Below are 22,834 nucleotides of genomic sequence, written 5' to 3'. Positions count from 1 at the left end.
CTTCGTATGGGCGGCGGTTAGAGCACCCGGCAATAGGGCGGTGGAGGCGAGGCGGGTCCTGGCCGAGGATGGCAAGGCGGAGGAGGAGGCCATGCCGGTGTTGCATGGCCGACGACGACAACGCCGCCAGCCGAAGCGCCAGGACGCGCCGCAGCCCCGCCAGTCCTACTGCCGGTCGCTCTCAGCCGACCGTGGAGCCGAAGACCTCGTCCCGGACGGCGTCCAGCGCGGTGCGCAACGCGCCGTGCAGGATCGGTTCCTCGGTCAGCCCGGTGGAGACCACCCGGGGGCGGACCAGCGTGATGGCGGCCACCTCGTGCTGCACCCGCTCGGCCAGCGCCGCCCCACCGGCCTGACCCACCTCACCGGCGAGCACCACCAGCGGCGGGTCCAGCACCACGCAGGTGCTCGCCACGCCCAGGGCCAGCCGACGGGCCACCTCGTCGAGCATCGGTCCCCCGGCGGTGCCGTCGGCGATCGCGGCGCGGACCGCGTCGGCCGCCTCGGTGTCCGGGTAGCCGTGCTCGCGGGCCAGCGCGCGGACCGCGTCGGCACCGGCCACCTGCTGGAACGCCGGCTTGGCCCGCCGGGAGACGTCGCGCGGGATGGGCGCGCCGGGCACCGGCAGGTAGCCGATCTCACCGGCCGCGCCGCTGCTGCCGTGGTGCAGCCGGCCGCCCAGCATGATCGCCAGACCGACGCCGGCACCGACCCAGACCAGCACGAAGTCCGATACGCCCTGGGCCGCGCCGGACTGCGCCTCGGCCACCGCGGCCAGGTTCACGTCGTTCTCGAAGACCACCGGGGTGTCCAGGTCGTCGCGGAGCGCGGCGAGCAGGCCCCGGTGCCAGCGCGGCAGATTGAACGCGAAGGTGATGTCGCCGGTGCCCGGGTCGACCAGGCCGGGGGTGCCGAGCACGATCCGCCGCACGCTCGACAGGTGCGCACCGGCGCTGCCCGCCACCTGCACCACCGCGTTGTGCACCACGCCGACCGGGTCGTCGGTGTCCTGGGTGGACTGTTCGACCCGCCCGATCACCGCCCCGGTGATGTCGGCACAGGCGGCCACCACCCGCTCCGGGCCGACGTCCACGCCGACCACGTGCGCGCTGCCCGGTCGCACCGCATAGAGCTGGGCGTTCGGCCCCCGCCCGCCGGCCTGCTCACCCACCCGGGCGACCAGGCCACGCTCCTCCAACCGCTCCACGAGCTGGGAGGCGGTGACCTTGGACAGGCCGGTCAGCTCGCCTATCCGAGCCCGGGTCAGCGGTCCCTGTTCCAGCAGCAGTTCCAGCGCCGCACGGTCGTTGAGGGCGCGCAACAGACGTGGGGTGCCGGGCAACCGGGTCGCACTCATGCCATGTCCTCATGTATTAGTAAACTTTGCTAACTGTCTAGCATTGGTAACAGTAAACCGACCTTGGAACGGGTAGCCGTAGCGTATCGGCCGGGTGGAAGCAGGGCTCTCGGCCGACCCGGTACGAGATCCGCACCGGCCGGCACCGAGAGGAGACACCCCCGTGGGGATCGATCCAGGACTCCGCCGGTTGGCGCTGGGCACCCTGCTGGCCGCGTACCCGGGGCCGGTCCCGCCCGACTGGGCGGTCGAGTTGGTCGCCGAAGGGCTGGCCGGACACACCCTGTTCGGCACCAACATCCACCGGCCCGAGCAGGTGGCGGCCGCCACCGCCGCGCTGCGGGGCGGACGGTCCGACGTGCTGATCGCCATCGACGAGGAGGGCGGCGACGTCACCCGGCTGGCGCACGCCACCGGCAGCCCGTACCCGGGCAACGCGGCGCTCGGGGCGATCGGCGACGTGGCCCTCACCCGCCGGGTCTATCACGCCATCGGCGCGGAGCTGGCCGACCTGGGCATCACCGTCAACCTGGCACCCACCGTCGACGTCAACAGCGCCGACGACAACCCGGTCATCGGCACCCGCTCGTTCGGGGCCGACCCGGTCCGGGTCGCCGCCCACTCGGCGGCGGCGACCACCGGGCTCCAGGCCGCCGGGGTGGCCGCCTGCGCCAAGCACTTCCCCGGCCACGGCGCGACGATCGCCGACTCCCACCACGAGCTGCCCACCGTGGACGCGTCGCCCGATCTCCTGCGCCAACGCGACCTGCCACCGTTCGCCGCGGTGATCGCCGCCGGGGCGAAGGCGGTGATGACCGCACACATCCGGGTCCCCGCGCTCACCGGCGACCTGCCGGCCACCTTCAGCCGCGCCGTCCTGACCGACCTGCTGCGCGACCGGTACGGCTTCGACGGCGTCGTGGTCACCGACGCGCTGGAGATGCGGGGCGCCACCCTGGCCGCCGGCGGCATCGCACCGGGTGCGGTGCGGGCGCTGGCCGCCGGAGCCGACCTGCTCTGCATCGGCGCCGCGGTTGACGCGGACCTGGTCGAGACCGTCGCCGCCGAGATCGTCGCCGCGCTCGGCGACGGCCGGCTCGACCGCGCCCGGGTGGAGCAGGCCGCCGACCGCGTCACCGCCCTCGCCGCCTGGACCCGGACCGCGCGCCCGGAGATCACCGTCCCGGACGGTCTGGGGTACGCCGCCGCGCGCCGGGCGGTACGGGTCGAGGGCATCCTGGCCGGGCTCGACCAGCCACTGGTGGTGCAGTTGCACGCCCGCTCGACCATCGCCGAGGGGCGGGTGCCGTGGGGGCTCGGCCCGCACCTCGACGGCACCGAGGAGATCCGGGTGGTGGCGGCCGAGGCCGACCCGGAGGCGTTGCGTCGCCGGGCCGGCACCCGACCGATCGTGCTGGTCGGCCGCCACCTGCACCGCCTGCCCGGCGGCCCGGAACTGGCCGCCACGCTGGCCGCCACGCACCCGGTGGCGGTGGTCGAGATGGGGTGGCCGGCCGCCTGGCGACCGGCCGGCGTCCGGGCCTTCGTCACCACCTTCGGCGCCAGCCACGCCAACGGGCGGGCCGCCGCCGAGGCGCTGGGTCTGACCGGACAGACCCAAGCCATACGCTGAGTCACCCCGCAGCCGATCCGCGTCGAGCCGTCCGGCCAGGTCAAGTCCACTTTTCGACACCACGGACCACGCGGTGGCTACTTGCCGACCACCAGCCGGATACGTAGCGTGATCGCATCGAGCCGCACGTGGGCCTGGGGGGAGGCTGCGGACCGTGGATCCGGCCCGGGATTCACGGTCCGCGCCCTGCCGTCAGGTCGACGATCAGCCGGGATAGACGCCGTACGACCGCCAGCCCCGGCCGGGGAAGCCCGCCGCCTCCGCCACCCGGGCCGAGGCGGCGTTGTCCCGGGCGTGCAGATAGGTCGGCACCGCGCCGTCCGCGAGCACCCGACGCGCGGCCTGGGCCACCAGCCGCCGGGCCAGCCCGCGCCCCCGGGCGGCCGGCACCGTGCCCACCGCCAACTCGTGCCCGTGCCGGTCGTGCCGCTTGACGCCGACGCCGGCCAGGTAGCGGCCCCGGTCGTCCCGCACCACCAGGACCGGCCGGTCGAACAGGCGTAACCAGGACGGCAGGCCGGCAGCGCCGGACGGCACCCACTCACCGACGTCGGGCAGGGGCGCGGGGGCGACGCTCCAGCGGAACACGTCGTCGTGCACCACCCAGCTCGGATGGCCGACCGCCGCCGGCAAGGCGTCCGGCAGCGACTCCGGCCGCCGGGCCAGTTCGCGGACCGCCGCGACCCGGTCCGGGGCCACCGAGAGCACGGTGCTCGCACCGGCGGTGATCGCGACGGCCGGCCGCAACCGGCCGTCCCAGGCCGGGCGGGCGCGCCGGGTGGAGCACACCACGTGCAGCCCGGGACCCGCCGGCCACTGCCCGAGCCAGGTCGCCAGGTGCAGGTGGAGCCGCCGGTCGAGCATGGTCCACCTCCGCAGCGTCGCTTCGGCCTCCGCCGATCACGGTACGACGGGCGCTCCGCGCGGCGGTACCGATCGGGTGACCAACGCCTCGTCCGGGAACCCGAGCCATCGACCAACCGTCATATCCATTTCCATACATGGACAACTTTCTTTGGAACGGTGGGGGACATGCCGATTCAGCCGAATGACCGCTCCGCGCAGGACACCCGACGGGCACTGGGGTGCGCCGAACGCTTCCCGGGCCAGCCCTCGTACCGCGGCCACCGCGCCGACCTCGGCACACTCTCCTGGCACGATCTGAACGAGCTGCCGGCGGGCCACTCCTCCCGCAGCCCTCTCCACACCCTCTGAGGCCACCCGCACCCGGGGCGGCCCGGCGAGCCAGCGCGTCCTTTCGCACACCTGTCGGGTAACGTCTGCTGGTCCTCCGACAGGTCACGACGGGAGCAACTGCGCACATGGGCAAGAAGACGATTCGCGTCTCCGACTTCAGCGGCACGGTGCTGGGCCCCGACGACGAGGCGGTCCGCGTCGTCGTCGTCGAGCATCCTGACCTGGTGGCCGGGCCCGTGCAGCTGGACGCGACGCCGGTGGAGGTGGAGAGCCTCGACGACGCCGCGCTGGACGTGGCGGTGGTCGAGATCCACGACCGGCACGGCAACGGTGAGCCGCGTCGGGTGGTGCTGACCGCGAGCGAGTTCGACGCGATGGCCACCGACATGCCGATGGCCCAACTGCTCAAGACCGCCGAGCGGGTACGCCCACCGAAGGCGCGGCGCGCCACCGAGAAGATCGACTACAGCACCATCGAGCACGCCGGAAAGCCGCACCGGGGGCGGGTCACCGAGGAGGAGGCCCGGCTGGTGCGCGAGCATCTGGACGAGGTCAACAAGCGCCTCGCCGACGCCGGGCTGCGCCAGATCGAGCCGGAGGACCCGGCGCACGCCGACCGGTACGGCTTCCCCACCGCATCCTGATCCGCTACTCGAACACCCGGACCTTGGCCAGGGCCGCCGCGGTGCCCGCCTCCACGGCGGCCTTGTCCACGCCGAGGCCGGTCAGCACACCCTCGCCGTCCTCCTGCTCCAGCAGCGCCAGCAGGATGTGCTCGGTGCCGATGTAGTTGTGCCCGAGGCGCAACGCCTCACGGAAGGTCAGCTCCAGCGCCTTCTTGCCGGCCGCGTCGTACGGGATCAGATCCGGCACCTCGCCCACGGACGGCGGCAGCGCGGCGGTGGCCGCCTCGCGTACCGCCTCGACCGTGACGCCCCCGGCGACCAGCACCTTCACGGCCAGCCCCTCCGGCTCGGCGAGCAACCCGAGCACCAGGTGCGCCGGGCCGATCTCGGCGTTGCCGGCGGCGCGGGCCTCGTTCTGCGAGGCCATCACCACGTTGCGGGCGCGCGGGGTGAAGCGGTTGAACCCCTGCTGCGGGTCGATCGGCCCGGCGTCGCCCTTGGCCACGAAGCGCTTCTGCGCGGCCTGCTTGCTCACCCCCATGCTGCGGCCGATGTCGGTCCAGGAGGCGCCGGAGCGGCGGGCCTGGTCCACGAAGTGACCGATGAGGTGGTCGGCGACGTCACCGATGTGGTCGGCGACGATGACCGCGCCGGTGAGTTGGTCGAGCGCGTCGGGGTGGGCCTGCTTGATGGCCTGGATCAGGTCGTCGAGCCGGACGGGATTGTTCGCCTGCACGGGATTCGTCATGCGTCAACCATAGGTTGACGCATCGCAATCGTCAACCATCAGTTGACGATCACCGAGCGTCAACGCACCTCATGATCGCTGTTAACAACCTTGACTAAAACTGTTGAAATCGACAGACTGCGATGTGGAGAGCGCTCTCCCCTCCTCGCCGGGGCGCCAGCCTCATCCGCCCACCCCCAAGGAGACCATCGTGTCCACCATCTCCCGCAGACTCCGAAGGAGCGCCGCCGTCCTCGCCGCGGCGGTCGTCGCCAGCCTGCTCGTCGTTCCCGTGACCGCCGCACCGGCCGCCGCCGCCATCGGCGGACTCACCTGGCAGGACGAGTTCAACGCCTCGGCCGGTACGCCGGTCGACCAGTCCAAGTGGCGCTTCGACATCGGCGGCCACGGCTGGGGCAACAACGAGCGGCAGTACTACACCAACAGCACCAGCAACGCGGTGCACGACGGGCAGGGCAACCTGGTCATCACCGCGCGCCGGGACAACCCGGCCAACTACCAGTGCCACTACGGTCGGTGCGAGTACACCTCGGCCCGACTGCTCACCGCCGCCACCTTCAGCCAGGCGTACGGCCGGTTCGAGGCCCGCATCAAGATCCCTCGTGGTCAGGGCATCTGGCCGGCCTTCTGGATGCTCGGCAACGACTTCGGCAACGTCGGCTGGCCGGCCTCCGGCGAGATCGACATCATGGAGAACATCGGTCGCGAGCCGAACACCGTGCACGGCACCATCCACGGGCCGGGTTACTCCGGCGGTGGCGGGATCACCGGCAGCCGCGTCATCGGGCAGCCGCTGGCCGACGCCTTCCACACCTACCGGGTCGACTGGGAACCGAACAGCATCCGCTGGTACCTCGACGGCCAGGAGTTCTTCCGCGTCGACCCGAGCCGGCTCGGCGGCAACCGCTGGGTGTTCGACCACCCGTTCTTCATGATCCTCAACGTCGCGGTGGGCGGCAACTGGCCCGGCTACCCGGACGGCAGCACCCAGTTCCCGCAGCAGATGCTCGTCGACTACGTGCGGGTCTACGGCTACGTCCCGGACGGCAACACCGGCACCACCCGGATCCGGGGCCAGCAGAGTGGACGGTGCATCGACATCCCCAGCGCCAACCCGTACGACGGGGCGCCGTTGCAGATCTGGGACTGCAACACCACCGCCGCCCAGGCGTGGACCTTCGCCGCCGACGGCACCGTGCGCGCGATGGGCAAGTGCATGGACCCGGCCTGGGCCGGCACCGCCAACGGCACCGAGGTCAACCTGGTCACCTGCAACGGCAACCCGGCCCAACGGTTCACCCTGAGCCCCGCCGGTGACCTGGTGAACCTCAGCGCGAACCGGTGCGTCGACGTCCGGGAGAACAACGCGAACAACGGCGGCCGCCTGCAACTCTGGGACTGCGCCGGCACAGCCAACCAGAAGTGGTCCCGCGCCTGACCGCAAGCGGTACCTGTGGGCTCACCGCCGTCGGCGGTGAGCCCACGCGCCTTCCCAGCCGTAAGAGTCGGTGACGGGCCCGGCGGGTAGTAGCCCACTGCGGTCACCGAGGTACGGGAGGCGACGTGGAGAACGCTCAAGCGACCGACGGGCGACGGTTCTGGTGGTGGCTCGGCGGAGCACTGCTGGTCCTGGTGGTGGTGCTGGTCTCCGCCTGGACCTGGGTCACGGTGCGCGGCGACGGCCGGGCCGGGCACGTCGTCACCGGCAGCGCCGACGACCTGCGGGAGGCCACCTTCGTCCTGCTCGACGGCGCCGACGTGGTCCGGCTGCGCACCGACGACCTCGGCGGGGACGCGTACCGGGTGTCGACGCCCCGCGACGCGGGCGTGCGTCCCGCGGTCTCCCTCACCGACGGCAACGTGCTCACCAGCCTGCGCGGCACCGGTCAGGACGGGCCGGCCATCGTCGAGGTGGTGCTGCACCACTCCGTACGCTGGCACCTGCGCCTCGGCGGCGGCGCCAAGGAACAGCACCTCGACCTCCGTGGCACCCAGCTCGGCGACGTCGAGTTCACCGCCGGGGCGAGCCGGATCGAGCTGACCCTGCCGCCCGCCGCTGGCACCCAGCGGACCGTCCTCAGTGGCGGTGCGAACCAGGTCGTCGTCCGCCTGGCCGGTGACGCCCCGGTGCGGGTACGCGCCGGCGGCGGCGCCGGATCGGTCACCGTCGACGGGTCCACCCAGTCCGGTGTGGCCGGCGGCACGGTGCTGACGCCGCCGGAGTGGGAGTCGGCCACCGACCGCTACGACATCGACGCCACCTCCGGCGTCTCCAGCCTCACCGTCGACCGCACCGACGGCGACGGCTAGCCGACCGAGCCGTCCGCCTGCGCGGCCACCGTACGCATGCTCGCGGCGTAGTACGGTCGTACCACCAAACGGGGAGGTCGATGTGGGCGCCACGCCGGGCATCGGACGATTCACCAGCGACCAGGCACGGAGCAGGTTCCTCACCGCCTACGAGGCGGCGATGGACGCGTGGCCGCACCCTCGGCAGGAGTTCGACGTCGAGACGCGGTTCGGCACCGTCCACGTGCACCACCATGGCATCGCCACGGGTGAGCCGATCGTGTTGTTGCACGGTGCTCAGGGCAACTCCAGCAACTGGTATCCGCAGGTGGGCCCGCTCGGTGTCCACCACCCGGTCTACGCGGTGGACACCGTCGACGACCCAGGGCGCAGCATGCAACGCCGACCGGTGCCGAGTACGACCGACAACGCCGCCTGGCTCGACGAGACGCTCACCGCACTCGGGCTGGACGGCGTCCACCTGGTCGGCCTGTCGTACGGCGGCTTCCTGGCGCTCGCCCAGGCCCTGCACCGGCCCGACCGGCTGGCCTCGGTCACCCTGCTCGATCCCGGTGGTCTGGAGAAGGTGCCACTCAGGTTCTACGCCAACATGCTGGCCGGAGCGCTGGCGACGCTGGCCCCCCGGCGCACCCGGCCCTGGTTCGCCCAGCGGCTGGCCAACCATGCCCTGGTCGAGTCCGCCGAGCAACTGGCCCCGATCATGATCGCCGCCCGGCACTGGCGGTCGGGCCGCCCGGTCGCGGCCCGCCGGTTCGACGACGACGAGTTGCGCGCGATCCGCGTGCCGGTGCAGCTGCTGGTGGCCGGGCGCAGTTCGTTGCTGGATCCCCGTCGGGCGGCGGCCCGGGCGGCGGAGCTGATTCCCTCGGTCCGCACCGAGATCGTGGCCGGTGCCGGTCACGGGCTGCCGCTGGAACGCCCCGAGCTGGTCAACCAGCGCATTCTCGACTTCATCGCGTCCCTCGCCCCGGGCGACTCCACCGGCCCGGCCCGCTGACCCGGCCGGCCGCAGCGGAGAGGCGGAGGCCCGGCTACGGTACGTCGAGCCGGGGTCGCGCCGCACCGGGCCGCGAGCCGATCCCGGCCGGGTACCCGTACTGTCGCGGGACCGGTGACGGAAGGAGTCGGCGGTTATGCGCCTGCACGTCGGGTGTGCGATGTGGACGCACAAGTCCTGGCAGGGCCGGTGGCTGGCCCACCCGCTACCGACGCAGGAACGGCTGCGGCACTACGCCGGGTGGTGCGACGCGGTCGAGGGCAACACGACGTTCTACGCCACCCCGGCCCGGGACACGGTGGTCACCTGGGCGCAGCAGACTTGTCCGGACTTCCGGTTCGTGGTCAAACTGCCCAAGGTGGTGACGCACGAACGTCGGCTCACCGACGTCACCGAGCCGATGCGGGTCTTCCTGGACGCGATGGCGCCGCTCGGCCCGCGTGCCCACGCCCTCTGGGTGCAGCTTCCCGGCTCGTTCGGCCCGGACGACGTACCCACGCTGGCCCGCTTCCTGCGCCGGCTGCCCGCCACCCACCGGGCCGCGGTGGAGGTACGCCATCCCGCCTTCTTCACCGAGCCGCGCGCCACGCGGCTGCTGGAGACCGCGCTCGACGAGGCGGACGCCGAATGGGTCCCGTTCGACACCACCGCCTTCTTCGCCGACCCGCCGACCAGTGACGCCGAACGCGACGCCTGGACCAAGAAGCCACGGATGCCGCTACGCACCCGCGCGCTGACCGACCGGCCCATCGTGCGCTACCTCGGCCGTGACGACACCGACCGGACGGTCGAGGGCTGGCAGCGCTGGGTCGACGTCACCGTGGACTGGCTGCGCGAGGGCCGCTCCCCCACCATGTTCGTGCACACCCCCGACAACGCCGACGCGCCGGTGCTCGCCCGCCGCTTCCACGACGAGGTCCGTGCCCGCGTGCCCGAGCTGGCGCCGCTGCCCGAGCCGATCCCGGTGGAGCCCACCACCCTGTTCTGACCCGCCGGTCGGCGGCCCGTGCTACGAGCCGACCTTGCTGACCTGCACGAACGGGCGGTCGTCCCACCAGATCGCGTGGATGATGAAGCTGCGGCCCGGCGCGTTGAAGTAGACCGCCATGTTGTCCGGCGAGTTCTGCACCTTCTGCACCGCGTACCCGTCCGCCGGGGTCGCCGTGACCAGCTCGACCACGCCCGCCGAGGTCATCCGGACGACCGCCTGGCCGCCCTCCACGCGGAACGAGCGGACGTAGCTGCGTACGCCGTCGTCGCCCACCGTCACCGTCCAACCGTCCTCGGTGGTCACGGTCGGTGCGGTGGTCCGGCTCGGTCTGGTCGTCGGGCGGCGGCTCTCCACCGGCTCCGGCGTGGCGCTCGGGGTGGAGGTCGGGCTCACGCTGGGTCGCGGTGACGCCGACGTCGTCGGCGGCGGTGCCGACGAGGGCAGTGGCGTCGGCGGTCCGGGCGTCTCCACCGCAGGCGGTGGGCTCAGCGCCCGGTCCTGGGCGACCGGCTCCCGCAACACGGGCAGAATCGCCACGGACGCGAGCACGATGCTCGACGCGGTGGCGACGCACCACCCCGCGATCGGTGCCCACCAGGAAGATCGCACGAAGACATCGTCTCATCTACCCATATGGTGTACGCCATGGCGATGATCCTGCTGGTCGAGGACGACCGCAACATCGCGGCCGCCCTCACCCGTGCACTGACCGACGCCGGTCACGTGGTACGGCCCGCCGGGCACGCCGCCGAGGCGTTGAGAATCGTCACCACCGAGCGACCGAACCTGGTCATCCTCGATCTCGGACTGCCCGACATCGACGGTGCCGACGCGCTGCGGATGATCCGTTCGGTGTCCGACGTACCGGTGATCGTGGCGACCGCGCGCCGCTCCGAGACCGACATCATCAGCCTGCTCGGCGCCGGTGCCGACGACTACGTGACCAAGCCGTTCTCCGGTGGACACATCCTGGCCCGCATCGACGCGGTGCTGCGCCGGGCGCGACCCACCGCGAACGAGACCCCACCGTCGATCAGCGTGGGCGAGCTGACCATCCGACCCCGGCAACGCCTGGCCGAGCTGGGTGGGCAACCGCTGCAACTGACGCGGCGCGAGTTCGACGTGCTGGCGTACCTGGCCGAGCGGGTCGGTCAGGTGGTCAGCCGTCGGGAGCTGATGAACGAGGTCTGGCACCAGGCGCAGATCGGTGAGGAACAGACCATCGACGTGCACATCTCCTGGCTGCGGCGCAAGCTCGGGGAGACGGCCGCCCGACCGCGCTTCCTGCGCACCGTGCGCGGCGTGGGCGTGATGATGGTCGACCCACGATGAGGTGGGCGCTGAACCGGCTGGCCATCGCCATCACCTCGATGGTGGCGCTGGCCTTCCTGGTGCCGCTGGCCATCGCCACCGGGCAGATCGCCCGGGACCGGGCGGTCAGCGAGGCCCGACAGCAGGCCACCGCGCTGGTCACCGTGCTGGGCATGGACGCCGACCCGACGCTGCTCACCAACGCCGTGGCCAGCACCACGGCGGGCAGCGCCGGGAGGCTCGCCGTGCACCTGCCGGACAGCGCGCCGATCGGCGTCACCCACGTCACCGACGCGCAGGTACGCGACGCCGCCGGGGACCGCCGTTCGGTGCTGGCCCCGGCCGGCGACGGTGTCGCGTACCTGCAACCCACCGTGCTCGCCGACGGCCGGACCGTGATCGTCGAGGTGTACGTGCCCGACGCCGAGCTGCGCCGGGGCGTACGGACCGCCTGGTTCGTCCTCGGTGGCCTGGCGATCGTCCTGGTGGCCGGCTCGACGCTGCTCGCCGACCGGCTCGGCGGCCGGCTGGTGCGCGCCACCCGGGACCTGTCCGCGTCGGCGCGGCGGCTCGGCGGCGGTGACCTGACCGCCCGGGCCGAGCCGAACGGCCCCCGGGAACTCCAGGACGCGGCCCGCTCGTTCAACACGATGGCCGACGACCTGCGGCTGCTGATGAACCGGGAACGCGAGCTGGCCGCCGACCTCTCCCACCGGCTGCGTACGCCGTTGACCGCACTGCGTCTCGACGCCGAGGCGATGCCGCCGGGCCCGATCGGCGAGCGGATGCGGCAGGCCTGCGACCTGCTCGACGAGGAACTCGACTCGATCATCCGCGGGGTGCGGCGCGGCACCGACGGGCGGGACGGGCAGAGCGCCGACCTGGTGGAGGTGCTCGCCGACCGGTTGGCGTTCTGGTCGGTGCTGGCCGAGGACCAGGAGCGCCCGTGGGAGGTGAACGGCGGCGACGTGCCGGTGGTCCTGCCGATGCCGCGCAGCGAGCTGATCCTGGTGGTGGACGCGATGCTCGGCAACGTCTTCGCGCACACGCCGGACGGCACCGCCTTCCGGGTCAGCGTGTCCCCCGACGGGGTGGTGGTGGACGACGCCGGGCCGGGCATCGCCGACCCGACCCGGGCGGTGCAGCGGGGCGTGAGCGCCGCCGGGTCGACCGGCCTCGGTCTCGACATCGTGCGGCGGGCCGCCGAGACCTCGGGTGGTCACCTGGTGGTCACCCGTAGTCCGCTCGGCGGTGCCCGGGTCGGGATCCTGCTCAGGCCGGTCGACCACGCTCCGGAGCGACTCGGGAGCAGTCACCGGCTTTCATGATCCTTTCCGGAGCCGTTAAGGCTCCTTTATGGAACCGCGCATTAGCGTCCTCGCCGTCACAGCCGCAGCGAGCCGTATGGAGTTCAGATGCGCAGGAAGATCACCTACCCACTGGTGGCCCTCGGCATGGTCGCCTCGACCCTGGCGGTCTCCTCGCCCGCCCAGGCCCACGGATACGTGTCCAACCCGCCGAGCCGACAGGCACTCTGCGCGGCCGGGACGGTCACCGACTGCGGCCCGATCCAGTTCGAGCCGCAGAGCGTCGAGGCGCCCAAGGGGTCCCAGCGGTGCGACGGCGGAGTGGCCCAGTGGTCCGTCCTCTCCGACGAGTCCCGCGACTGGCCGGCCCGCAACGTGGGTAGTTCGGTGACGCTCACCTGGGTACTGACCGCCCGGCACCGCACCGCCGACTGGGAGTACTTCATCGACGGCAACCGGGTCGCCCGGATCGACGAGGGCAACGCCCAGCCGGACGCGACCGTGTCGCACACCATCGACCTGAGCAACTTCCCGGGCCGGCAGCGGCTGCTCGCGGTCTGGAACATCGGCGACACCCCGATGGCCTTCTACAACTGCGTCGACCTGATCGTCGGCGGCGGCGGTGCCGCGCCCGCCCCGCGTCCGACCACGGCCGCACCCACCGCCGCACCGACCACGGCCGCGCCCACCACCGCACCGACCACCACCGCGCCGACCCGGCCGGGCACCGCGCCGACCACCGCCGCACCGACCAGCGCGGCCCCGCCGCCGGCAGCCGGCGGTGACGCCTGGGCAGCCGGCGTCAGCTACCGCACCGGTGACGTGGTGACGTTCGAGGGCAAGCGGTACGAGTGCCGGCAGGGCCACACCGCGATCAACAGCTGGGAGCCCTCGATCTACACCCTCGCGCTGTGGCTGCCGCTGTGAGGCGCCGACTGGTCGCCGCCGCCCTGGTCGTCCCGTTCCTGCTCGGCGCGTGCAGCTCGCCCGCCGCACAGCCGCCGCCCGTGTCGACGAGTGACACGACGGTCGCCGAGATCACGGCCGGCGACGAGTACAACGACACCGACGTGATGTTCCTGCAGATGTTCGTCCACCATCAGCGGCAGGCCCTGCAGATGACCGCCACCGCGGTGAAGCGGGCCCAGGACCCGGAGCTGAAGACCCTGGCCCAGGCGGTGCAGGTCACCGAATCCGACGAGCTGAAGATGATCGAGGGCTGGCTCAAGAGCTGGGGCAAGTCCACCGAGGTCGACACCGCGCCCAACCTGCACGCCCACCACGGTGGACTGCCCGGCACCGGACCGGCCGAGATCGAGGCGTTGACGACGGTGAAGGACACCGAGTTCGACTCGGCGTTCCTGAGCCTCTTCCTGGCCCACCAGCACAACGCGATGGAGCTGGCCAACCTGGTCCGCACCGGCGGCGAGAACGCCGAGACCAAGGCCTTCGGCGACCGGGTACGCGCCTCCCGGCAGGGCGGGATCCAGCAGATGCTGAAACTGATGACCAAGTAGCCAACACGCCCGTCAGGGCGGTTCGGGGGACGGCCGAGGCACCGGCCGTCCCCCGAACCCGGCTCGATCACCGGCTTCGCGGGCTACCCGAGTCGGTCCCGGTCCCGCCGACCGCCCTCGTCCCCCTGTTCCGCCCGACCAGGCATCGCAGGCCGGTTCCCGGTCGGCGGTCGAGCGCCACGTTCACTCATCCGCGTCACGCGGTAGCACCGGTTGAGCCGAGTCGGCCAGCCCAGGAACCTGTCGAACATGTCGGCGGCGCTGCCGGTCAGACAGGGGTCGAGTCGATGCAGGTCATTGATCGCCTCGTGCAGACAACCGGCCAGATACATGAAGAGGTTGACCGGGGCACCCTCGTAGTCGGCCAACAGAGCGAGCTTGCCCCGCGTACACGGCCAGGGTTGACCACAGTGGCGGCACAGCCACAGCGGGCGCATCGGCGGGTGTTCGGCCTGCTCGGCCACGACCTGGTGCGGAGTCGGCGGCGGAAGGTCTTCGGTCATGGTCAGTCCCGGACGGCCCGCTTGCCCTGCACGCCCGACCGGTGCACCCCGCTGCGGGACCGCCGTACCGACCAGAGTGTGAACAGGGTCGCCACCACCGCGACGACGCCGGTGCCGACCAGGACGATCGGCCACACCGGGCGTACCGGCGCGGGTCCTGGCACCTGGTCGGCGACGGCCTCGACCGGCGGCAACGCCGACAGTGGTGAAACCTCCGGAGTGCCGGTGATGGACGGCGACGGCGAGGCCACGCTCGGCGACGGGCTGGGGTCGGTCGGCGTGACCGAGGTCCGCTGCACCGCGCCCACGTCGCACCGGGCGGTGCTCCGCTGCTCGCCCCGCTGGTCCCGGCTCTCGCACGCGCGACCGGCGTCCACCAGCGGACTGTTCTTCGCCGGCATCATGTTCCAGGTGGAGCCGCCGTTGGCGGCCGGTGCGGCGAGCCGGGGATTCGCCGCAGTCACCCCACGGACGCACGGATTCGAGGTGTCCCGACCTGAGGTGAGCCACTGCACCACGTGCCCGCCGGTGCCCGTCGAACTACAGGTCATCGACTGGCCCCAGGGGTTCCGGGCGGCGTTGCCGACGAACACGGTGTTGTGCAGGACGAACTTGCCGCCGAAGAGGGCGCCGCCGTGGCCGCCCGCGCTGTTCCTCGCGTACGTGACGTTGTTGCTGCGGTGGCCGTCGCCGAAGATCGCGCCGCCGTAGTCCTTGGCGGTGTTCCCGTGGATAGTGCTGTTGCTGATGGCGCAGGTCGGCGAGCAGTCGAGATAGAAGGCTCCGCCGTTGCCGTCACTGGTGTTCGCCCGGATGCTCGACTGTCGGACGATGACCGAGCCGCTGCGCCCGGGCTGCGGGCCCACGCTGAGCCGGGCCGCCCCGCCGGCACCGTTGCCGCCCCGCCCGTTGGATCTGACCCGGTTGCCCTCGAAGGTGGTCCGTTCGATGATGATCTTGTCAGGCGCGTACGCCCAGAGGTAGGCGCCGCCACCATTGCCGTGCCCGGTGTTGTTCCTGATGGTCGAGCCGCAGATCCGGATCACTCCACCCGACTCGCCGATCGGCTTCGCGCCGTCGGTGCCGATCGCTCCGCCGTCGCCGAGACCACCACTGGTCGTGGTGCGGTTGTCGGTGAAGGTGGAGTTCGCCACCGTGAGCGGCGACAACAGGCTGTAGACGGCCCCGCCGTACCAGGACGAGTTGCCGGTGAAGATGCTGCGGACGATCGACAGCGAGCTGTCGGTGTGCACCGCCACCGCACCGCCGCCGATGCCGGCGCTGTTGTTCCGAAACGTGCTGCCGATGACCTCGACGCGGGTCTGGTACAGCCCTGCGACCGCGCCACCGGTGCCGTTCTTGCGCGAGTCCGACTTCTCCGCCGAACCGTTGACGAAGGTCAGGTTGCGCACCGACAGCGTGGTGCGGTCCTGCGCGACCAGGATGCGGTTACGTCCCCGTCCGTCGAGGGTGACCTTCCCGCCGCCGTCCACCACCGTGGTCCTCGTCACCGGGATCTCGCGGGTCACCGGGATGGTGACCTCGTCGCCGCACCGGAAGGTGACGTGCCCGCCCCGGCTAACCGCCGAGCGCAGAGCCGCCTCGGTGCAGCTCGCGGCGGCGCCGGTGCCCACCACGACGCGCGCGGCGGGCGGGGTGACCGGCGACGGTGTCTCACAGCTCCCGGCCGCCCAGGCGGTCGATCCCGCCCCGAAGACGACGGCGCACACCGCCAGCGCAGGCACGAGAAACTGCGCGAATGGCCTCAACTGCATACGGACTCCAGGGCTCGGACGATCGGCGTACGGCATGCCCTCGGCCGTGGACCGCCGATGCCGCACGCAGTAGGAGGCCGGTGCGCCCCGAGCCGCATTACGGAAAATTCGCCAACGGTCGGAAAGTCGTCGACAGGCCCGCGATCAGGCCCAGGGGGAACGGACCCGGAACGAGCTCTCCCGGGCGAACGCCCGGGTGCCGTCCGGAAGGTCGATCCAGAACCCGTCGGCACGGTCGTGCACCACCAGGTGCGGGTAGTTGTGCGCGCGCAGGGTCACCGACCCCGTCGTACCGCCACGTTCGGGGCAGAAGGTGGCGTCCTGCCGGAACAACTGGCTGCCCTCGTCCGGGCTCAGCCGCAGACGCAGGCCCGAGTGCCGCAGGTAACGCCCGTCAGCGCCGCGCAGGGTCACACAGTTCCGGTCGGCCAGCCCTCGACTGACCGTGAAGGTGGCCCGCCGTCGGGTCTGCGCTCCACTGGCTCCGGTCACCTCGCCGAGCGCGGCGAGATCACCGTCGACGGTCAGATACCGGCCCGGTACGCGTACCGACTCCAACGACCAGGTGCCCAGCGGAATGGTGCCGGCCGGGACCACCGGTCGGACCGCCGAGGGTGACGCAGCCGGGGTGGTGGCCGCCGGGGTCGGCGTGGGGCTGGGCGGATCGGCGGGCGGCGGCGCAGGTGCCGCCGCCACCGGTGACGGCGGGGCGGGCGCCGGATCCGGCCGCAGCATGACGCCGGCGGTGGTGCCGGCGATCAGCACCGCGCCGGCGGCGGCGCTCGCCACCGGATGTGCCGCCACCGCCTGGGTCAGCTTGCCCAACAACGAGCCGCCGCTCTGCGCGACCGCGCCACCGCCGGTGGCCGCTGCCGTGCCCGTGAACACCGCTCCTCCGGTGACGGTCTGCGCCGCCAACACCGGAACGCCGACGCCGGTACCGGTCAGCAGGCCCTTGGCGACCAGCGTGGCGGTCAGGCCGGCCGGTACCGCAAGCGACGCGATGCCCAGCAACAACCGTTCGGCGGGCACCCGGTCGACCGCGCCCGCCCCGCAGTACGGACAGTCGCGGACGTGCCGGGCGATCCGCTTGCGCCACACCGGTGTGGGATGTCCGTCCCAGCCACCCACCGTCGCCGCGAGGTCCGGGCAGCGCGGACGGGCCGCCAGCGCCGCGACGATGGTCCGGCCCAGGTCCAGTTGCTCCCGCATCCGGTGCAGGCGCACGCCGACGTGCGCGACCGTCGTGCCGGTGGCGGCGGCTACCTCACCCCGGGTCAGCCGGCCGACGCACTCCTGCCACCAGAGCGCCACCATCGGCCGGTACGCCGAATCCAGCCAGCGGGTCGCCTCGACCACCTGGCGACGCTGGTCCGACACGTGCAGGCGCAGAAGCGCCTCGCTCTCCACATCACCGTCGCCCGGCATCCGGTCCACCGCGTCGACCACGGTGACCCGGTCGACAGCGGCCCGGACCCGGTGCCGGTGACTGGCGATCTGACGTAGCGCGATCGCCACCAGCCAGGAGCGGAAGCTCTCCGGTGCCCGCAGGGTCGGCAGGTCACGGACCACCCGCAGCAGCGTCTCCTGCACCACGTCGTCCACGTCCGGATGCCCGCTCAACGCCCGGCCGACGAGGTTGTAGAGCAGCGGAAGGTGCGCCGAGACGAGTTGGTCGCGCGCCGACCGGTCCCCCGCCTGGGCGGCGACGACCAACTCGGCGTGGTCCGCAGTGATCGTCATACCGCACCGCCTAGGAGGGTCCCGCCGCGCACGAGGTCACACGATATCGACACTCGCCGGCCAACGGCATGTTTCATGAGAACTGGCCGGCCTCAGGTGGCGGGCCTCAGGTGGCGGACTCCGGGCCGGGGCGGGGCGGCTCGCGGTTCTCCTGGAGGGCCCGGGTGACCTGGTCCAGCAACTGTCGCGGATCGGTCCGCCCGGTCACCTGCACCTCCACCTCCGACTCGCCGATCCGCATCCGGACCGTGGCACCGCTGGGCTGCTGGCTGAGCCACGTCTGCAGCAGGGCGAACAACCCGGGCAACAGGCTCTGCGCCACCACCGCGATGATGACGGCCTCGCTGAAGCCGGCCCGCCCGCCGGTACGCCCGCTGCGGTCCCGTACCCCGGCCCGGAACTCCGGCCGCCGGTGGATCCAGTCGACGAGCGGAACCTGGGCCGGCTGCCTGAGCGTGGTGATCAGCTGAAGCCGGACGGGTTGCCGTCCCGCTGCGGACCCGCCGGTGTTCACTCGTCCACCTCCGGTTGGAAGGTGAGCTCCTCGCCAGCGGCGGTGACCATACCGGTGACCGCGAGCGTGTAGGTGTCGATGAACTCCTCTTCTCCGAAGTAGGACTCGTAGGTCCCGGTCACCCGCACCTCGCCCCGTTCCTCGTACGGCGTGCTGACCTGCGCCGCCGCCGGGCCGAGCAGGTCGATCTGCGGCGTGGGGTAACTGGTGATCGTCCACTTGATCCCCTTGGCGCCCTGGTAGCCGCTCAGCCGGAACGGGCAGTCCTGCGGTGCGGCGACGGTCTGCCGCGCACAGCCGTCGAGGTACTCCTTCACCTGCGCGTCGACCGTCGACCGGGCGGCGGGCGTCAACTCGGGCACGACCTGGATCGGCGTCGCGGAGCCGGCACCGGGCAGCACGGTGATCCGCTGTGCCGGTGTCTCGCTCAGCGGGCTGGCGGCAGCGGTGACGACGTACACGCCCGGCACGGAGAGCACCGACTGCCCCTCCGGGCCCTCCGGGACCGCCACCCCGTTGACCAGGAGGCCCGGCTGACCGGCGACCGCGTCCAGGCTGGACACCCCGCCGACGACGTGCCAGCCCCGGAAGATGCCCGCCGTCGACCCGTCGTCCCGACGCAGCGTCAGCTCGGCCTCCATGCGCTCCTCGCCGAGCCGGAACGAGACCGTTGCGGTCGCGTCGTCCTCCTCCCGCTCGATCGCCGTGACGTCGACGGCGGAGGGCGGCTGGTAGTCGGCCGACTCGATCATCCTGCCGAGCAGGTCGTCGCCGCGCACCGCCGCCTCGACCTCCGGGCTCAGCCATCCGGCCAGGTCGTCCACGTCCCGGTCCGCGAGCGCCGAGAAGTATCCGTCGACGGCGGTCACCGGCCGGAAGAAGCCCCACTGCACGACCCCGAGCAGGCTGGAGACCAGGCAGAGCGACAACAGGACGGCGGCACCGATGAGGGCCGGTCGCCGGACGCTGACCGGGTCGTCGCCACCGAAGAGTTCTGCCGGCGCGACCACCCGCCTCGGTGGCGTCCCGGTGTCCGGGATGTCGCCTGCGGCCTGGACCTGCTCCAGTCGGTCCAGGCGCAGCTCGTTCGGCGGGTGCTCGGCGCAGACGGCCTCGTCCCAGCCACTGCGCCCGCTCTCGAACGACCGCCGACGCTCCAGGACGGCCCGCAGCCCGTCGGCATACCCCGCTGCCACGGCGCCGAGGTCCGCCCGGTACTCCGCCGCCCGCACGTCGGCGCGGTGCAGCGGCTGCACCAGGTACTTCATGGTCAGCAGGACCGGCCAGAAGAAGAGGAAGACGAACAGATTCGTGGCCGGGTGCGGGAACCTGCGCATCAGCCAGGTGGGCACCGCGTGCACCAGGACCAGGGGCAACCCGACACCCCGGACGAAGGCCGAGGTGATCTCGTCACCGGTGCGCCAGTGCACCAACTCGTGGCTGAGCAGCGCGGCGATCTCCTCGGGCGAGTCGGTGAGCAGACCGGTGGTGACCACGACGTGCCGGGCGTACGCGCGCGCGTTCGTGGTGACGAGATCGTCTTCGACCAGCAGTCGCGGCACATTCGGCAGACCGAGCCGCTGCGCGCATTCGTGCAGGATCGGGAGAATCAGATCGCGTTCCCGCCGACTGAGGTCGCGGGCACCCGACACCCGCAACAATCGGTGCTCCAGCAAAACCCGGTAGAGCGTGTAGAGGAGGCCCAGCACAATGGCCGCGCCCACCATTCCGACCAGTTGGGCCAGCAGGGAGACGAGACCGTCCACCTCGTTGAACCGGAGGACCGGAACGATCAGCAGACCGATCAGGAATGCGATGGCCGCGCCGACGAAAGCACCGATCGGGCCGCCGGACTGCTGGAGGAAGGAATCGATCAGGCCACCGATGATCGGGGCGTCGCGTACCGCGTGCGGCACCTGGTCGGCGACCATCCCGCCGCCGGTGAACGCGAGCGTGAGTGCGGCGACCGTTGCGCTCACCACTGCGGTGAACAACGCCACCGGCACGTAGAACCAGGCCGCGAGAAAGGCGCCCAGGACGCCGCGCCAGTCCCGCAGGATGCCGACCCGTAGCCAGACGACGGCGTTCGGATAGCCGGGCGGACGGTTGGCCAGCCGGCCCCCGCCAGGGTCGGACCGAGTCCCCTCGCCGACGGACGCGCGCAGTGGAGACGGCGGTGACAGTGGAGACGGCGGTGGCAGTGGCGGTGACGCCGAAGGGGAAGAAGTGTCGGCAATCTGATTCTGCTGATCGCCGTAAGGCTGCGCCGCATCGGGATCGTGCTGCTGCACGGAAACTCCTCCACGAGGCTGAACAGGGCAAAGGGCGACCCGGCACCCATCGGAGAATTGTTTCCTCGGGAGGCCGCCGGGCCATGATTCAGTCAGGAGACGTAGCGGGGTAGGCGCAGACCTTACTCCGGTCTATGCCGACCGCGCCACCCCGTTTACTCCGCCCCTTATCCACCCGATGCGGCAATTCGACATCTGTCGTCGATGATTGCCGCGCGAGCCCCGGCAAAGATGAAACTTCCACGGATAACCACCTGGGTCGCAGCGCGTTTCCCCGGCCCGGCCGCACGCCCCTCAGGGCCCGGTACGACCAATCGGGTCGACGGTGATCGGCACGCCGGTCAGCCGCTCGCTCTCCGTCCACAGCCGCGCCGCCACCGCGCCGTCCAGCGCCCGCGCGCTGCGGCCGGCCCGCACCGGCGGACCGGAGTTCTCCATCCGGTGTGCCGGCCCCCAGTAGCTGCCGCTCTCCGCCTCCGGGTCGGTCGCGGCCCGCAACGTCGGCAGCACCCCGTCGTCGAGCTTCATCGCCACGTACCGCCCGACGGCGTTGACCACGTCGACGAACCGGTCCCGGCCCTGAGAATGGCCGGTGTACGTCCACCCCGGATGGGCCGCGGTCACCCGCACCGGCGCACCCGCTGCGGTCAGCCGGCGGTCCAGCTCCAGCGCGAACAGCAACACGGCGAGTTTGCTCTGCGCGTACGCGGCGAACCGCCCGTAGCGCCGCCGCTCCCAGTTCAGGTCGTCGACGTCGATCCGCCCGGTGCGGTACGCGTTGCTGGCCACCGCGACGACCCGGGACCCCTCGGTCGCGAGCAGCACCGGGAGCAACCGACCGGTCAGCGCGAAGTGCCCGAGGTGGTTCACCCCGAACTGGGACTCGAAGCCCTGCCGGGTACGCCGCAGCGGCGGATACATCACACCCGCGTTGTTGACCAGCAGGTCCAGCCGGTCGTGCTCGGCCCGGTACGCGGCGGCGAACTCGGCGACCGAGTCGAGATCCGCCAGGTCCAGCCGGAGACACCGCACCTCGGCCGCCGGGAACTGCGCACGAATCCGCGCCACGGCCGCCCCGCCCTTACCCTGGTCACGGCAGGCCAGCACCACCCGCGCACCCCGGCCCACCAGCAGTCGGGCGGTCTCCAGCCCGAGACCGGTGTTGGCGCCGGTGACGATCGCGGTACGACCCCGCTGGTCGGGAACATCGTCGTACGTCCAGCGCCTCATCCGTCACCCCTCCGGCCCGCCGCCGACGACCGGCATCGCAGGCGTGACAAGGCTTCCCGCGTACCGCCGTCCCGTCAAGCGCGGTCGGCGTCGGTGGGCTGTGGCAGGGTTCCGTCCGTGCCCGACCACCACGCCCTGCTGGCCCGGATCACCGCTCGCATCCGTGCGGACGACATCGCCGACGACCTGCCGGCACCCCTGTCTCAGGACGCCATCGCCCGCGCCGAGCAGCGGCTCGGCTTCCGCCTGCACCCGCTGCTCGCACAGCTCTACGGCGAACTGGCCAACGGTGGCTTCGGCCCCGACTACCAACTACTCGGCCTGGTCGACGGAGCCGACGGCGACCAGGCCGTCGACGTCTACCTCACCGCCCGCACCGACGACGCCGGTACGGAATGGGCTTGGCCCGAAGGCGTCCTGCCCATCCTCGACTGGGGCTGCGGCATGTACGCCTGTGTGGACTGTCGATCCGTCGACGGCACCGTGCTGCTCTTCGAACCCAACCCGGGCGACCCCGACGCCGCCTGGTACGTCGACTCGCCGAGCCTGCACGCCTGGCTCACCCACTACGTCGAGGACACCGGGTGGTGGAACGCGGCGGAGGCGGGCGAGGACCCCGGCGACATGTCCCTCTGGGACGAGGCCCGCGCCCGCGCCGTCGGCTGAGCCGGGCAGGGGGCGGCCCATGCACATCCCGAGTCCCCTGCCCGTCACGGTCCGTCTCCTGCTCCGGCGGCCTCGTCGAGGCGCTGGCGCAGCTCGGGCGGCACCGTCCACGCGCTGC

The 22,834-nt window shown here is 72.1% G+C and carries 21 protein-coding genes and 1 pseudogene; 12 read left to right on the top strand and 10 right to left on the bottom strand.

Annotated features, from left to right (window positions below; genetic code table 11):
* Nucleotides 1–181: 181 nt before the first annotated feature.
* Nucleotides 182–1,357 (bottom strand): ROK family transcriptional regulator, encoded by a 1,176-nt coding sequence (locus ACWDVW_RS13230; RefSeq protein ID WP_449947728.1) that lies wholly within the window; start codon nucleotides 1,355–1,357, stop codon nucleotides 182–184.
* Nucleotides 1,358–1,520: 163 nt separating this feature from the next.
* On the opposite strand from ACWDVW_RS13230, the gene ACWDVW_RS13225 reads away from it, so the two are divergent.
* Nucleotides 1,521–2,990, top strand: a complete 1,470-nt coding sequence (locus ACWDVW_RS13225) for a glycoside hydrolase family 3 protein (RefSeq protein WP_449947725.1) — start codon at nucleotides 1,521–1,523, stop codon at nucleotides 2,988–2,990.
* A 204-nt stretch (nucleotides 2,991–3,194) separates the two neighbouring features.
* Here ACWDVW_RS13225 and ACWDVW_RS13220 read toward each other — a convergent pair whose 3' ends face one another.
* On the bottom strand, nucleotides 3,195–3,854 hold the full coding sequence (locus ACWDVW_RS13220) for a GNAT family N-acetyltransferase (RefSeq protein WP_449947722.1): 660 nt from the start codon (nucleotides 3,852–3,854) through the stop codon (nucleotides 3,195–3,197).
* 168 nt (nucleotides 3,855–4,022) lie between these two features.
* Between ACWDVW_RS13220 and ACWDVW_RS13215 the strand changes: the two genes are divergently transcribed.
* Together ACWDVW_RS13215 and ACWDVW_RS13210 are read left to right on the top strand one after the other, a co-directional pair.
* Nucleotides 4,023–4,205, top strand: coding sequence for a DNA repair protein (locus ACWDVW_RS13215; RefSeq protein WP_449947720.1), 183 nt, complete (start codon nucleotides 4,023–4,025; stop codon nucleotides 4,203–4,205).
* A 107-nt stretch (nucleotides 4,206–4,312) separates the two neighbouring features.
* Entirely contained in the window at nucleotides 4,313–4,831 is a 519-nt protein-coding gene (locus ACWDVW_RS13210; RefSeq protein WP_449947717.1) for a hypothetical protein, read from the top strand.
* Nucleotides 4,832–4,835: 4 nt separating this feature from the next.
* On the opposite strand, the gene ACWDVW_RS13205 is transcribed toward ACWDVW_RS13210, so the two are convergent.
* On the bottom strand, nucleotides 4,836–5,561 hold the full coding sequence (locus tag ACWDVW_RS13205) for a Clp protease N-terminal domain-containing protein (protein ID WP_449947715.1): 726 nt from the start codon (nucleotides 5,559–5,561) through the stop codon (nucleotides 4,836–4,838).
* Nucleotides 5,562–5,751: 190 nt separating this feature from the next.
* Here ACWDVW_RS13205 and ACWDVW_RS13200 point away from each other — a divergent pair, with 190 nt between their 5' ends.
* From ACWDVW_RS13200 to ACWDVW_RS13185, 4 genes are all read left to right on the top strand, one after another.
* Nucleotides 5,752–6,999 carry a family 16 glycosylhydrolase gene (locus ACWDVW_RS13200; protein WP_449947712.1) on the top strand — a complete coding sequence of 416 codons (1,248 nt, stop codon included), beginning with the start codon at nucleotides 5,752–5,754 and terminating at the stop codon, nucleotides 6,997–6,999.
* A 125-nt stretch (nucleotides 7,000–7,124) separates the two neighbouring features.
* Nucleotides 7,125–7,871 (top strand): hypothetical protein, encoded by a 747-nt coding sequence (locus ACWDVW_RS13195; RefSeq protein WP_449947710.1) that lies wholly within the window; start codon nucleotides 7,125–7,127, stop codon nucleotides 7,869–7,871.
* A gap of 82 nt (nucleotides 7,872–7,953) precedes the next feature.
* Nucleotides 7,954–8,868 (top strand): alpha/beta fold hydrolase, encoded by a 915-nt coding sequence (locus tag ACWDVW_RS13190; protein ID WP_449947707.1) that lies wholly within the window; start codon nucleotides 7,954–7,956, stop codon nucleotides 8,866–8,868.
* Between the two features lie 160 nt (nucleotides 8,869–9,028).
* Nucleotides 9,029–9,856, top strand: coding sequence for a DUF72 domain-containing protein (locus tag ACWDVW_RS13185; RefSeq protein ID WP_449947787.1), 828 nt, complete (start codon nucleotides 9,029–9,031; stop codon nucleotides 9,854–9,856).
* 21 nt (nucleotides 9,857–9,877) lie between these two features.
* Here ACWDVW_RS13185 and ACWDVW_RS13180 read toward each other — a convergent pair whose 3' ends face one another.
* On the bottom strand, nucleotides 9,878–10,468 hold the full coding sequence (locus ACWDVW_RS13180; protein ID WP_449947704.1) for a DNA mismatch repair protein MutL: 591 nt from the start codon (nucleotides 10,466–10,468) through the stop codon (nucleotides 9,878–9,880).
* A gap of 36 nt (nucleotides 10,469–10,504) precedes the next feature.
* Here ACWDVW_RS13180 and ACWDVW_RS13175 point away from each other — a divergent pair, with 36 nt between their 5' ends.
* The 4 genes from ACWDVW_RS13175 to ACWDVW_RS13160 all read left to right on the top strand — a co-directional run bounded on the left by ACWDVW_RS13175 (nucleotide 10,505) and on the right by ACWDVW_RS13160 (nucleotide 13,994).
* Nucleotides 10,505–11,191, top strand: coding sequence for a response regulator transcription factor (locus tag ACWDVW_RS13175; RefSeq protein ID WP_449947701.1), 687 nt, complete (start codon nucleotides 10,505–10,507; stop codon nucleotides 11,189–11,191).
* Nucleotides 11,188–12,498, top strand: coding sequence for a sensor histidine kinase (locus ACWDVW_RS13170; protein WP_449947698.1), 1,311 nt, complete (start codon nucleotides 11,188–11,190; stop codon nucleotides 12,496–12,498). Before ACWDVW_RS13175 ends, ACWDVW_RS13170 begins: the two co-directional genes overlap by 4 nt.
* A gap of 87 nt (nucleotides 12,499–12,585) precedes the next feature.
* On the top strand, nucleotides 12,586–13,404 hold the full coding sequence (locus tag ACWDVW_RS13165; protein ID WP_449947695.1) for a lytic polysaccharide monooxygenase: 819 nt from the start codon (nucleotides 12,586–12,588) through the stop codon (nucleotides 13,402–13,404).
* The gene (locus tag ACWDVW_RS13160; RefSeq protein ID WP_449947692.1) at nucleotides 13,389–13,994 is read left to right on the top strand and encodes a DUF305 domain-containing protein; all 606 of its coding nucleotides are present in this window, start codon (nucleotides 13,389–13,391) and stop codon (nucleotides 13,992–13,994) included. The genes ACWDVW_RS13165 and ACWDVW_RS13160 overlap by 16 nt, the downstream gene beginning before the upstream one ends.
* A 194-nt stretch (nucleotides 13,995–14,188) precedes the next feature.
* On the opposite strand, the pseudogene ACWDVW_RS13155 reads toward ACWDVW_RS13160, so the two are convergent.
* The 6 genes and pseudogenes from ACWDVW_RS13155 to ACWDVW_RS13130 form a co-directional block, all read right to left on the bottom strand.
* Nucleotides 14,189–14,497, bottom strand: a pseudogene (locus ACWDVW_RS13155) (hypothetical protein); the annotation flags it as partial.
* A 2-nt stretch (nucleotides 14,498–14,499) separates the two neighbouring features.
* Entirely contained in the window at nucleotides 14,500–16,272 is a 1,773-nt protein-coding gene (locus tag ACWDVW_RS13150; RefSeq protein ID WP_449947689.1) for a choice-of-anchor Q domain-containing protein, read from the bottom strand.
* A gap of 144 nt (nucleotides 16,273–16,416) precedes the next feature.
* Nucleotides 16,417–18,015, bottom strand: coding sequence for a sigma-70 family RNA polymerase sigma factor (locus ACWDVW_RS13145; RefSeq protein ID WP_449947686.1), 1,599 nt, complete (start codon nucleotides 18,013–18,015; stop codon nucleotides 16,417–16,419).
* A 106-nt stretch (nucleotides 18,016–18,121) separates the two neighbouring features.
* Entirely contained in the window at nucleotides 18,122–18,529 is a 408-nt protein-coding gene (locus ACWDVW_RS13140) for an effector-associated constant component EACC1 (protein WP_449947684.1), read from the bottom strand.
* Nucleotides 18,526–20,820, bottom strand: coding sequence for a M48 family metalloprotease (locus tag ACWDVW_RS13135; protein ID WP_449947682.1), 2,295 nt, complete (start codon nucleotides 20,818–20,820; stop codon nucleotides 18,526–18,528). The genes ACWDVW_RS13140 and ACWDVW_RS13135 overlap by 4 nt, the downstream gene beginning before the upstream one ends.
* Before the next feature lie 294 nt (nucleotides 20,821–21,114).
* Nucleotides 21,115–22,050, bottom strand: a complete 936-nt coding sequence (locus ACWDVW_RS13130; RefSeq protein WP_449947679.1) for an oxidoreductase — start codon at nucleotides 22,048–22,050, stop codon at nucleotides 21,115–21,117.
* A gap of 117 nt (nucleotides 22,051–22,167) precedes the next feature.
* Here ACWDVW_RS13130 and ACWDVW_RS13125 point away from each other — a divergent pair, with 117 nt between their 5' ends.
* Nucleotides 22,168–22,716: an SMI1/KNR4 family protein gene (locus tag ACWDVW_RS13125; protein WP_449947677.1), complete on the top strand. Its 549-nt coding sequence runs from the start codon at nucleotides 22,168–22,170 to the stop codon at nucleotides 22,714–22,716.
* The last annotated feature ends 118 nt before the right edge of the window (nucleotides 22,717–22,834 follow it).

Source organism: Micromonospora sp. NPDC003241, from assembly GCF_053589795.1.
The sequence above is the reverse complement of the archived record's forward strand: the minus strand, read 5'-3'. Positions and strand labels throughout refer to the sequence as shown.